Annotated in this window: 9 protein-coding genes, 6 tRNA genes and 1 rRNA gene (1 of these 16 running past the window's edge); 3 read left to right on the forward strand and 13 right to left on the reverse strand. The window is 50.2% G+C overall.

The features are described from left to right. Positions 1-371: 371 nt before the first annotated feature. Positions 372-1715, reverse strand: a complete 1344-nt coding sequence (locus CXIVA_RS13325) for a L,D-transpeptidase (protein ID WP_013976855.1) — start codon at positions 1713-1715, stop codon at positions 372-374. A 240-nt stretch (positions 1716-1955) separates the two neighbouring features. Then, on the reverse strand, positions 1956-2732 hold the full coding sequence (locus CXIVA_RS13330; RefSeq protein WP_013976856.1) for an SH3 domain-containing protein: 777 nt from the start codon (positions 2730-2732) through the stop codon (positions 1956-1958). A 237-nt stretch (positions 2733-2969) separates the two neighbouring features. Here CXIVA_RS13330 and CXIVA_RS04590 point away from each other — a divergent pair, with 237 nt between their 5' ends. Together CXIVA_RS04590 and CXIVA_RS04595 are read left to right on the forward strand one after the other, a co-directional pair. After that, positions 2970-3758 (forward strand): DUF134 domain-containing protein, encoded by a 789-nt coding sequence (locus CXIVA_RS04590; protein WP_013976857.1) that lies wholly within the window; start codon positions 2970-2972, stop codon positions 3756-3758. 44 nt (positions 3759-3802) lie between these two features. Next, entirely contained in the window at positions 3803-4657 is an 855-nt protein-coding gene (locus CXIVA_RS04595) for an Mrp/NBP35 family ATP-binding protein (RefSeq protein ID WP_013976858.1), read from the forward strand. A gap of 111 nt (positions 4658-4768) precedes the next feature. Here CXIVA_RS04595 and metA read toward each other — a convergent pair whose 3' ends face one another. Then, on the reverse strand, positions 4769-5746 hold the full coding sequence (gene metA / locus CXIVA_RS04600) for a homoserine O-succinyltransferase (protein WP_013976859.1): 978 nt from the start codon (positions 5744-5746) through the stop codon (positions 4769-4771). Between the two features lie 284 nt (positions 5747-6030). Here metA and CXIVA_RS04605 point away from each other — a divergent pair, with 284 nt between their 5' ends. Beyond that, on the forward strand, positions 6031-6501 hold the full coding sequence (locus tag CXIVA_RS04605; RefSeq protein WP_013976860.1) for a GNAT family N-acetyltransferase: 471 nt from the start codon (positions 6031-6033) through the stop codon (positions 6499-6501). Between the two features lie 20 nt (positions 6502-6521). On the opposite strand, the gene CXIVA_RS04610 is transcribed toward CXIVA_RS04605, so the two are convergent. The 10 genes from CXIVA_RS04610 to CXIVA_RS04655 form a co-directional block, all read right to left on the reverse strand. Beyond that, positions 6522-7154 (reverse strand): NUDIX domain-containing protein, encoded by a 633-nt coding sequence (locus tag CXIVA_RS04610; RefSeq protein ID WP_013976861.1) that lies wholly within the window; start codon positions 7152-7154, stop codon positions 6522-6524. A 269-nt stretch (positions 7155-7423) separates the two neighbouring features. Further along, complete coding sequence (locus CXIVA_RS04615) at positions 7424-8443, reverse strand: GGGtGRT protein (protein WP_013976862.1); 1020 nt, start codon at positions 8441-8443, stop codon at positions 7424-7426. A gap of 18 nt (positions 8444-8461) precedes the next feature. Beyond that, a complete protein-coding gene (locus CXIVA_RS04620) occupies positions 8462-9154 on the reverse strand; it encodes a nitrogen-fixing protein NifU (protein WP_013976863.1) in 693 nt (230 codons plus the stop codon). 366 nt (positions 9155-9520) lie between these two features. After that, a tRNA-Lys gene (locus CXIVA_RS04625) sits at positions 9521-9593 on the reverse strand. A 32-nt stretch (positions 9594-9625) separates the two neighbouring features. Beyond that, positions 9626-9698: transfer RNA gene (locus tag CXIVA_RS04630), tRNA-Phe, on the reverse strand. A 6-nt stretch (positions 9699-9704) separates the two neighbouring features. Further along, positions 9705-9778 (reverse strand) — tRNA-Met (locus tag CXIVA_RS04635). Between the two features lie 37 nt (positions 9779-9815). Continuing rightward, positions 9816-9897 (reverse strand) — tRNA-Tyr (locus tag CXIVA_RS04640). Positions 9898-9962: 65 nt separating this feature from the next. Then, a tRNA-Val gene (locus CXIVA_RS04645) sits at positions 9963-10035 on the reverse strand. A 30-nt stretch (positions 10036-10065) separates the two neighbouring features. Further along, positions 10066-10139, reverse strand: a tRNA-Asp gene (locus CXIVA_RS04650). Positions 10140-10224: 85 nt separating this feature from the next. Next, positions 10225-11819 (reverse strand): 23S ribosomal RNA (locus CXIVA_RS04655) (it continues 1298 nt past the right edge of the window).

Consider the following 11819-nt stretch of genomic DNA (forward strand, 5'->3'; position numbering starts at 1 on the left):
AGACCTCCCTAGGTACCACACGTTTCTTCCTCTCCATCCATCTGCCTCATCTATCATGCATGATTCCGTGTAGTTATTGGGCTTCGATTTGTCGTGCAACCTTACCCTCATGCATAACCTCCTATGAGATTTCTGTCCGTCAGACCAGAGATTTGCCCGTGAGTTAGTATTTTCCTCACATCCAGCTTCCTTCAGATTCCACCTCACGATGGACACCCTTGCCTTCGGCTATATCCTTCCCACTACCGGGTGGATTCGGGACTTTAACCCGTTAGAAACGTGCGCCGCTAGGCGCACACGCCAAAAGGCTGTGAAAACCATCGAACGTGATGGTTTCACAGCCTTTTTCTGTCAGACGCTGTCTGCCAGCGTTAACGATAAGTTACAACTTTGGTATTTCTCGGAATGTTATTATAGATCCACTTCGCATTGTTCAGTGCCAGACGGACACATCCGTGGGATGCGCCTGCGCCCATCGTTCCATCAATGATGTTTTTCGGTGAGCTGGACCGGTCATAAATCACAGAGTGGAACAGGTAATTGCCGTGGAACTGTGTAAAGTACCAGCATCTTCCTCTTGTACCTGTGTCAAAATAGAGGCCCTTGTTGCCTACGGTATATTCGCCGGTGACTGTCGGTGTGGATGACTTTCCGTTGGTACAGGTCATGGTACGGACCTTTTTCCAGTTGCCTTTTGCGCCTTTGTATACACGCACCTGATGAGAAGACAGGTTCACCAGAATCAGATATCCGGTACTGCTGGAATATTTCTGCGCTTTGGTATCCATGGCATCGCTTACTGTATTTGTCAGCGCGCCTTTTTTCTTCGGATCAAAGGTATAATATGTTTTGCCGATGCGGACCGTGCCGAAGGCCTGCTGCCCGTTCCTGTTATAGTAATATTTCTTTTTGTTCAGAACCACCCAGCCGGTTTTCATGGCGCCGGTTTTCTTGTCAAAATAATAATATTTTCCGTTGATCTTGTGGCGCCCGTAGAAAAGCTTCGGTCCATAGTAATACTTTTTGCCGCGGACCTTTTTCCAGCCTGTGCCCAGCGCGCCGCTTGACTTGAAGTAATATTTCGCGCCGCTGATGGTCTGGAATCCGGTGACTCCCTGGCCTTTCTTGTTGAAATAATACTTCGTGCCGTTGATCTTCACCCAGCCGCGGCCCAGCGCGCCGCTTGACTTTTTAAAGTAATACCAGGTGTTTTTTACCTTCTTCCGGCCGATATACCCTTTGCCGTCAGCACCGAAATAATATTTGACTCCCTTGATTTTTACCCAGCCATGACCCATAGCGCCGGATTTTTTCTTGAAATAATACCAGGTGCCATTGACCTTTTGACGTCCGAACTGCTTAACTCCGTTAATATAATAATAAGTCACACCGTTTTCACGGACCAGGCCATTCTTTTTCTCTGGCGTTTCTCCGGTATTCGGCTTTTCAGAATCCGGGTTTTCCGTATTCGGATCTGTCGTTTCAGAGCCGCTTCCCGTGCTGCCGGTATCCTTATTTAAAGATTCATTTTCTTTTTCTGCTTCGGAAGTACGGACAGCAGCCTTTTTGGATACAGCTGCCGTATTCTGCGGCTGCACGCTTTCTGCTGCAAATGCAGCTGCAGGTACGCCTGCAAATGCCCCGGAACTAATCACCGCCGCGCAGACTGCGCCAACTGCGGGTTTCAGAAAAATCTTATTTTTCTTATTAATCATATCATCCCTACCTTTCTTTCTGTTTTTATTCTCTGCTGCAAGAAAAACAGACTATGACAGGCACATCGTAATCCCAGCAGTACTGACAAAAAACCCGTATCCGAAGCCTGTGGCAGGATACGAGTCTCTTAGATCTGATCTCTGTTTTCAACAGTATTTCTCTGCTGCTGTCTGTCTCCTGTCGTTCTCTACACACTATACGACAGGAGCATATCGCATGCAAGTCATGTTACCTAATTGTTAGATTTTTTTAAGATATTTCATAGCTACCCAGCCGGTCTTTCCCTTGTAGGTTACCTTTCCCCAGCTGCCGGAAACTTTTGTAATCTTTATACGGGTACCTTTTTTCTTTAACGTGTACCGCTTTCCGGATGAGGCCTTTGCCTTCTTTCGAACCGTCAGATTCTTTGCTTTGGTTTTATAGGATCCCTTTTTATATTTTTTCGCGGATTTTTTTACTTTTACGCTCTCAATAGACACGTTTGCGGTATTGCCCTTATAACGCAGCACACCATACCATCTGCCTCCGCGATATCTGCTGATACTGATTTCCCTGCCGGAAGAGTCCCCGCTTCTGCCGTCATAATTTCTATGGGCTCCTACTAACTTTCCATTGCCTGCGTAAATCTCGGTATGGCCGTTTGCCAGCAGAATATCACCTTTCTGGAGATTTCTGCAGCTGGAGAGCTTCAGGGAGGATCCCTTGATGTACCGGAATCCTGCCTTGGTCAGGCGTGCTTTCAGATCTCCGGTATAAGATGCGCCGTTTGTGTCAAATCCTGCCCGTTTCAGAGAACGGATTACCAGGGAGGAACAGTCATAATTTCTTCCCCAGCGGCCGGACTGGCTGTAGCCGTGGGAATTGTCCCTGGCCACATCCTTGGCTTCTTCCACATAATCGCTAACCGATAAATTGGATGCCGCCCATGCGCTCTGTGCCGGAATCAGGGCTGTCAGCGCACATGCTGCTGCCGCAAAAATTATTCTGATTTTTTTCTTTGCTCTGTTATAAAACACTGGAAACTCCTGTTATTGAAAAACTATTTTATAAAAATTACATTTATTGTGTTTTTATTGCATTTATCTGTAATATTCTTATCTATTTTGTAACATTATTGTAACATAACATTGTTTTCCTGACTACCCTTATATTATAAACTTTTGATAAACAGGTCCCCACCAATTTGACAAAGCGGATCTTCCATTTTATAATCGACATATGTCGAAAATAAAATGAAAAGGAGATGAATTTTCATGCCAAGACCACCGCGCTGCAGACGCATCTGCGCCTTTCCCGCATACTGGAACTTTCTTCCGGAAGACGGCGGACCGAGCCCTCCTGTGGTTCTCAGTCTGGATGAATACGAAATGATCCGTCTGGCCGATTATGAAAATCTGACCCATCAGCAGTGTGCTGCGCGGATGGACATTTCCAGAACCACTGCTACAGAAATTTACGAATCTGCCCGCCATAAAATTGCGGACAGTATTGTCAACGGCCGCCCGCTGCTGATCCGCGGCGGACACTACAGACTCTGCGACCGGCAAAACAGCCTGTGCTGCGGCAGTTCCTGCCATGCCATCTCCGGGTGTACCGATGCTTTGCCGGACGCATTAAGCAAAAAAGGAGCAACTGCTATGAGAATTGCTGTTACTTATAAAAACGGAAACATCTTCCCCCACTTCGGCCACACCGAACAGTTCAAGATCTACGATGTGGATAACAATACCATCACCCACCAGGAAATCGTGGGTACCAACGGTCAGGGGCACGGCGCCCTGGCAGGTTTTCTGCACAGCCTGCAGACAGACGCCCTGATCTGCGGCGGAATCGGCGGCGGTGCGCAGGCAGCGCTGAATGAGGCCGGTGTCCGTCTGTATGCCGGCGTGTCCGGAAGCGCCGACGAGGCGGTCCGTTCCCTTCTGGACGGAAGTCTTGCCTTTGTGGAAAACGCAAACTGCAGCCATCACGACCACGAAAATCACAGCTGTGAAAGTCACGGCCCTGAAGGCCACGGCTGTGGCAGGCATTCCTGCCACTGAATGTAAAAATACCAGAAACCTAACAGAAAGCAGAGGAACTGATTATGAAAGAAAACGAAACTACATGCGCCAGCGCGTCTTCCTGTTCGAAAGAAAGCTGTGAAGGCTGCCCCAGCGCGGCAGGGGCAGCGCCGGAGAGCCTGCTGGAACAGCTGAATGCATACTCTTCCGTAAAGAAAGTCATTGCGGTAGTCAGTGGAAAAGGAGGCGTGGGCAAATCCTTTGTCACCGCTTCCCTGGCATCCGCCATGCGGAAAAAGGGCTATGCAGTGGGTATCCTGGATGCGGATATTACAGGTCCTTCCATCCCGAAAATGTACGGCCTGCACGGACCGGCCACCGGAAGCGACATGGGTATCTTCCCGGCCGAAACCGCAGACGGCATCCGTGTCATGTCTGTGAACCTGCTGCTGGAGGATGAGGAAGCGCCGGTGGTCTGGCGCGGTCCGGTGATCTCCGGCACCGTCAAGCAGTTCTGGTCCGATGTGGTCTGGGGCGATCTGGACTACCTGTTTGTGGATATGCCGCCGGGTACCGGCGACGTTCCACTGACAGTCTTTCAGTCCCTGCCGGTTGACGGCATTGTCATCGTCACCTCCCCGCAGGAACTGGTGGGCATGATTGTGAAAAAGGCCTACCATATGGCACAGATGATGAATGTTCCGGTCCTGGGCATCGTAGAGAACTTTAGCTGGCTGAAATGTCCGGACTGCGGAAAGCAGATCCGGGTCTTCGGTGAAAGCCATGTGGAGGAAGCCGCTGCCGAGATCCATGTACCGGTGCTGGCGAAGCTGCCCATCGAACCTTCCTATGCGGAGAAGGCGGATGCCGGTCAGTTTGACCAGACAGAGAATCCTCACCTGGACGAAGCAGTCGCTGCTGTCGAAGCGCTTTCCTGAACGATCGCCAACTGAAAAAAAGAGAACCTTGTACCTGCTGCAGATACAAGGTTCTCTTTTTTCTTTGTCAGATGCAGACAGCGGTCTGCTGCCTGGGATGAACACAGAAGATTACTGTTTCGCGGGGAGTCCGGACGAGGAATGCGCCAGACTGGTATCTTTGCCCGGTGCCTGTCCCTTTGCATCCAGATCATAAGGTGTTGTCTGGTATACATAATAGTTCAGCCAGTTGGAGAACATCAGCTGACCGGCCGAACGCCAGGTGACCAGCGGTTTTTTCTTCGGATCATCATTTGGAAAATAATTCACCGGAACATTTGGATGGATTCCCTTTTCGAGGTCGCGCAAATATTCCAGCGCCAGGGTATTGGCGTCATATTCCAGATGACAAAGGACAAAGAATTTGCTGGAATCGGTTGTCTTTATAAATGTAGGGCCGCCGTTCTCCGTATCGGCCAGTATCTCCAGTTCCGGTACTTTCAGTACATCCTCTGACAGGACACCCACTTCCCGGGAATGGGGCGCATGGAAAATATCATCAAATCCCCGGACAAAAGGAGAACTTTTTTTCAGTACGCGATTTTTGTATACACCGGACATTTTTTCGTCATACATTACCGTGGGCACTCCGTAGTGATAATACAGTCCGGCCAGTGCCCCCCAGCAGATATACATCGTGCAGTGCACATGGGTCTCCGCCCAGTCCATGATTTTGCACAGTTCTGCCCAGTAGCTCACATCTTCATAGGCCATATCTGCCAGCGGCGCCCCGGTAATGATCATCCCATCGAACCGTCGGTGTTCGATTCTGCTGAAAGTCGTATAAAATGACTCCATATGATTTTCATTGACGTGCTGCGGTTTGTAACTTTCCGTCTGCAGGAATTCCACCTGCACCTGCAGCGGCGTATTGGACAGCCTCCGCAGCAGCTGGGTCTCTGTCACAATCTTTGTAGGCATCAGATTCAGAATGACTACATTCAAAGGACGAATATCCTGATGCATCGCCCTGTGCTCCGTCATTACAAATATGTTCTCACTTTCCAGTGTTGCTCTGGCCGGCAGCTGGTCCGGTATTTTGATTGGCATGCAGTATTCCTCCTTTAAAAATATTGGCTCCAACTGTGCTGGAGCCTGACCTTTATTGTACTGTGTCCGGCGCAAGAAATCAACTGTTTCCTTCCACGCTTCTGAGACCTCTTCCGAAGCCCCATCCTGTCATTCTCCCGGAACTTATGCGAATCTGACGGATCTGTTTTTTCTCAGGTTCCGACGATCCTGTTCTTTTACGCTCTGCTGTGGTAAAATGTTTTCAGCTGCCCGATCACACTGCAGCATTCATTTCAGAAGATTTCAGAAAGAAGGTTTTTCCTATGAACATACGAAGAGCGCAGTCCCGTGATATTTCCGGCATTCTCAGTCTGCTGGCACAGGTAAACTTGGTGCACCATCTCGGCCGCCCGGATCTGTTTAAAAAACACACCAAATATTCCCGGGAAGATCTGGAACAGATGCTTCCCGATGACAGCCGCCCGATATTTGTAGGCGTTTCGGAAGACACCGGAGAAGTTCTGGGATACGGCTTCTGTATTTTTCAGCAGGCCGTCAATGACAGTATCCTTACCGATGTGAAAACCCTTTATATCGACGACATCTGTGTCGATGAGAAGGCCCGGGGACATCATGTGGCCACCGAAATCTTTCAGTATATCCGGGAATTTGCCCGTTCCAGCGGTGTCTACCACATCACGCTGAATGTCTGGGAACTGAATGACGGTGCCAGACGCTTTTATGAGGCGATGGGAATGAAGCCCATGCGCACAACAATGGAAACGATCCTCTAAGCTGTGGCACAGATCCGATCCTATGCTTTACGTATCGCCAGCCAGGCATCGCAGATCATCTGCCCGTGATCCGTGGCAATTGCATTGGCATGCATGGCAGATACTGCCCACTGATCCGTATATGGATTTTTTGCAGTTTCTGCCCGCAGCTCCAGGGTTTCTTCTCCTGCAGTCAGCTGCAAATGCAGTGATCCGGTTCCCGCTCCCATCCTGCAGCTCTTTTCTTCCACCCGGAACCAGACCGCATCCGACGCGTCATCATCCGCGGATGCTTCCACACTGCTGCCGCACACCGCAAAAAATCCTTCGGTTACAATCCAGCCCCTGGGATCCCTGTCCGGACTGCTGTACAGACGCAGATGGCTCAGCGGAATCCCCTCTACATGTGTCTCTTCTGCCAGTTCTCTGGCTGCCGCCTCTTCCGCGCTTTCCCCTTTTGTAACAAACCCGCCCGGAACTGCGCGCATGCCGATAAAAGGATGGTTTTTTCTCCGAATCAGCAGCAGCTCATATCCCTCATCTTTCTTTCGAAAAATCACCATGTCCGCTGTCAGGTACGGCGCCGGATACGCATGTTTCTTGTAGTCCTCCAGAAATTCTTCCTCTGTCATCCCTTTGCTGTCTCTCATCTCATTTTTATTTTCACTGTTCATATCCTGTCTTCCTTTTCTATCTGATTCTGCTTCTGTCTGGTACCGTCTGTCTCATTCCAATTCCGTCTGACTCGTTTTTTGCCTCTGCTTCTGTCTTATTGTAGCATCTGCTGCCAAAGCTGCAAATCATGACCGCAATCTTACACACCATATCGTTTATCTGTCAAGTCTTCCTGCCATTCTCTGTCCTGAAAAATGCAGCACACGCAAATCCCCGGGCAAATGCCCGGGGATTGTATACTTTCTGTATGATCTGTTATTTCTGGCTTTTAGAATCTGCCTGCTGCAGCTGCTTCCTCGATGGAAACCGCGGTAGCCACTGTCATGCCTACCATCGGATTGTTTCCTGCTCCGATCAGTCCCATCATCTCTACATGGGCCGGAACGGAGGAAGAACCTGCGAACTGGGCATCGGAATGCATCCGTCCCATGGTATCTGTCATACCATAGGAAGCAGGGCCTGCTGCCATGTTATCCGGATGCAGCGTACGTCCGGTACCGCCGCCGGAAGCTACTGAGAAATATTTCCGGCCTGCTTCCAGACGTTCTTTCTTGTACGTACCTGCTACCGGATGCTGGAAACGAGTCGGGTTGGTAGAGTTTCCGGTAATGGATACATCTACATTCTCATGCCACATGATAGCTACGCCTTCCTGCACATCATTGGCACCGTAGCAGTTCACTTTCGCGCGAGGGCTGTCCGCATCCTTGGAATATGTCTTGCGGAATACCTCTTTCAATTCGCCGGTCTGATAGTTGTATTCTGTCTCCACATAGGTAAAACCGTTAATTCTTGAAATAATCTGTGCCGCATCTTTGCCCAGACCGTTCAGGATTACACGCAGCGGTTTTTTGCGGACTTTATTCGCTTTTTCCGCGATACCGATTGCTCCCTCCGCTGCCGCGAAGGACTCGTGGCCGGCCAGGAACGCGAAACATTCGGTATCTTCTTCCAGAAGCATTTTTCCCAGATTACCGTGTCCAAGACCTACTTTTCTGCGGTCCGCCACAGAACCCGGAATGCAGAACGACTGCAGACCTTCGCCGATCGCTGCTGCCGCGTCGGATGCCTTGCGGCAGTTTTTCTTAATCGCAATCGCTGCGCCTACCGTATAGGCCCATTTTGCATTCTCAAAACAGATGGGCTGAATGTTTTCAATCATATGATAAACATCCAGGCCGGCGTCTTTTGTAATTTTCTCCGCTTCCTCGATCGAGGAGATGCCATATTCATTCAGTTTTTCGAGAATCTGTTTTTCTCTTCTTTCGTATGATTCAAATAATGCCATGATTCTATCCTCCTCTGTTTACTCTTTCCGCGGATCAATGCAGCGAACAGCGTCCTGTACACGTCCATACTGACCGGACGCTTTCTCCAGGGCAGTATTCGCGTCATCGCCGGCTTTGATGAAATCCATCATCTTGCCAAAGTTCACGTATTTGTATCCGATAATTTCATCATCTTCATCCAGCGCGATCTCTGTCACATAACCGTCTGTCATCTCCAGATAACGGGGTCCCTTATCCAGGGTACCGTACATGGTGCCGATCATCGAACGGGTGCCTTTACCCAGATCTTCCAGACCGGCGCCGATCTGCAGACCGCCTTCGGAAAAAGCGCTCTGTGTACGGCCATATACAATCTGAAGGAAAAGCTCACGCATGGCAGTATTGATTGCGTCACATACCAGGTCGGTATTCAGCGCTTCAAGAATCGTAAGACCCGGAAGGATTTCAGAAGCCATGGCTGCGGAATGGGTCATTCCGGAACATCCGATGGTCTCTACCAGTGCTTCCTGAATAATGCCGTCTTTTACATTCAGAGACAGCTTGCAGCATCCCTGCTGCGGCGCGCACCAGCCGATTCCATGGGTATAGCCGCTGATATCATCTACATTCTTTGCTTTCACCCACTTTGCCTCTTCCGGAATCGGAGCTGCACCGTGGTGGACTCCCTGAGTAACAGGACACATGTTTTTTACTTCTGCAGAGTAAATCATAGAAACCTCCTTTGGAACGGTGTCATATACATCATATACCTTATGTCGATTGGACTGTTTCGCCGCTGCAAAGCGGCGTTTTCAGCATGCCATCTTTTTTGATTATACTCTGTTCCTGCCGTTTGGCGCAACCTGTTTTCTTCTATTTGTTAATTTTTTGTCAATATGGCCAAGATATTGAAACGGGGCGGCGGATTTTCTAAACTATTTCATTACAGAACCTGCGGAAGCCGCTTTCCAAAGTCATTCTATTTAACTGGATTCCCCGCCGGAAACGTCCCGTCAGCGATTTCAAATTCTTTCCAGGAAAAACAAAAATCCCTGAACACCGCATAAATACTGATGTTCAGGGACTTTCCAAAGCAATGAGGCATCGGGGATTCGAACCCCGGACAACTTGATTAAAAGTCAAGTGCTCTGCCAACTGAGCTAATACCCCATATATGAAACTGTTCAAACACTGTTTGAAAATGCCCAGTTCCGGAATCGAACCAGAGACACGAGGATTTTCAGTCCTCTGCTCTACCAACTGAGCTAACTGGGCATTGAGTTGCGGGAATAGGATTTGAACCTATGACCTTCGGGTTATGAGCCCGACGAGCTTCCAGACTGCTCCACCCCGCGATAATATGTAATTCTCATTCTTAGCAAAGAATGGAAATGGGCGGAGAAGGATTCGAACCTTCGAAGGCATCGCCAGCAGATTTACAGTCTGTCCCCTTTGGCCACTCGGGAATCCGCCCATATGAACTATTTAATTATATATAAGGAATACAGCTTTTGCAAGCTGATTCTTGTTTTTATAAAATGGGACCTACAGGGCTCGAACCTGTGACCCTCTGCTTGTAAGGCAGATGCTCTCCCAGCTGAGCTAAGATCCCATACTAACATTTACATATCTCTATGTAAAACGACCCAGGACGGACTTGAACCGACGGCCTCCGCCGTGACAGGGCGGCGCTCTAACCAACTGAGCCACTGGGCCATATGACATCTGTCATTGATTAAGGTAAGTTACATACCTTCAAAACTTCATACAGAAGAGATGCTTCCCTTTATGATCCGCTTGCTTGGATAAGCCCTCGAACGATTAGTAACAGTCAGCTCCATACATTACTGCACTTCCACCTCTGTCCTATCTACCTTGTACTCTTCAAGGGTTCTTACTTCCTTTTGGAATGGGATATCTTATCTTGGGGTGGGCTTCACGCTTAGATGCCTTCAGCGTTTATCCCTTCCGGACTTGGCTACCCTGCGATGCGCCTGGCGGCACAGCAGATCCACCAGCGGTCCGTCCAGCCCGGTCCTCTCGTACTAAGGCCAGCTCCCCTCAGATATCCTACGCCCGCGCCGGATAGGGACCGAACTGTCTCACGACGTTCTGAACCCAGCTCGCGTACCGCTTTAATGGGCGAACAGCCCAACCCTTGGGACCTGCTCCAGCCCCAGGATGCGATGAGCCGACATCGAGGTGCCAAACCACTCCGTCGATGTGAACTCTTGGGAGTGATAAGCCTGTTATCCCCAGGGTAGCTTTTATCCGTTGAGCGATGGCAATCCCACTTTGTGCCACCGGATCACTAAGTCCTACTTTCGTACCTGCTCCACCCGTCGGTGTCGCAGTCAGCCTCCCTTCTGCCTTTGCACTCTTTAGATGGTTTCCAACCATCCTGAGGGAAACTTTGAGCGCCTCCGATACCCTTTCGGAGGCGACCGCCCCAGTCAAACTCCCCGCCTGGCATTGTCCCACCGCCGGATTACGGCGGCTGGTTAGAAGCCCAATACTGCAGGGGTGGTATCCCAACAGCGACTCTGCACAGACTGGCGTCCATGCTTCTTTGTCTCCCACCTATCCTGTACGTGCAGTACCGGACCCCAGTACCAAACTGGAGTAAAGCTCCATGGGGTCTTTCCGTCCTGGCGCGGGTAACCAGCATCTTCACTGGTACTTCAATTTCACCGGGTGCATTGTCGAGACAGCGCTCAAATCATTACGCCTTTCGTGCGGGTCGGAACTTACCCGACAAGGAATTTCGCTACCTTAGGACCGTTATAGTTACGGCCGCCGTTTACTGGGGCTTGAATTCAAAGCTTCGCTTGCGCTAACCTCTCCTCTTAACCTTCCAGCACCGGGCAGGCGTCAGCCCATATACCTCACCTTTCGGTTTCGCATAGACCTGTGTTTTTGCTAAACAGTTGCTTGAGCCTATTCTCTGCGGCCCACTCACGTGGGCACCCCTTCTCCCGAAGTTACGGGGTCATTTTGCCGAGTTCCTTGACAATGCTTCTCCCGCCGGCCTTAGGATTCTCTCCTCATCCACCTGTGTCGGTTTACGGTACGGGCATACCGGTAACGATAGCGGCTTTTCTCGGCACAGGGGCGGCGCTCTTCGCTACTGTTATTTCGCTCCGCGTCACACAGCCCCCTCCTCCATAAGGATTTGCCTCATGGCAGGGCCTGTGCTTGCGCCGGGCTTTCCGTTCCCGGCTCGCGCTCTCCCCATGCGTCCCCGCAGTTCTGTACCGGTATGGTACAGGAATTTCAGCCTGTTGTCCATCGGCTACGCCTTTCGGCCTCGCCTTAGGTCCCGACTTACCCAGGGCAGATCAGCTTTACCCTGGAAACCTTAGATATTCGGCCTGGAGGATTCCCACCTCCATCTCG

This window comes from Clostridium sp. SY8519, from assembly GCF_000270305.1.
Taxonomy (GTDB): domain Bacteria; phylum Bacillota; class Clostridia; order Lachnospirales; family Lachnospiraceae; genus SY8519.

Bases quoted from the DNA above. Each gene is read 5' to 3' on its own strand.
- CXIVA_RS04620 (WP_013976863.1), bottom strand. From the start codon at position 9,154: ATGATTTACTCTGCAGAAGTAAAAAACATGTGTCCTGTTACTCAGGGA.
- CXIVA_RS04590 (WP_013976857.1), top strand. From the start codon at position 2,970: ATGCCAAGACCACCGCGCTGCAGACGCATCTGCGCCTTTCCCGCATAC.
- CXIVA_RS04595 (WP_013976858.1), top strand. From the start codon at position 3,803: ATGAAAGAAAACGAAACTACATGCGCCAGCGCGTCTTCCTGTTCGAAA.
- CXIVA_RS04610 (WP_013976861.1), bottom strand. From the start codon at position 7,154: ATGAACAGTGAAAATAAAAATGAGATGAGAGACAGCAAAGGGATGACA.
- CXIVA_RS04615 (WP_013976862.1), bottom strand. From the start codon at position 8,443: ATGGCATTATTTGAATCATACGAAAGAAGAGAAAAACAGATTCTCGAA.
- CXIVA_RS04605 (WP_013976860.1), top strand. From the start codon at position 6,031: ATGAACATACGAAGAGCGCAGTCCCGTGATATTTCCGGCATTCTCAGT.
- metA (WP_013976859.1), bottom strand. From the start codon at position 5,746: ATGCCAATCAAAATACCGGACCAGCTGCCGGCCAGAGCAACACTGGAA.
- CXIVA_RS13325 (WP_013976855.1), bottom strand. From the start codon at position 1,715: ATGATTAATAAGAAAAATAAGATTTTTCTGAAACCCGCAGTTGGCGCA.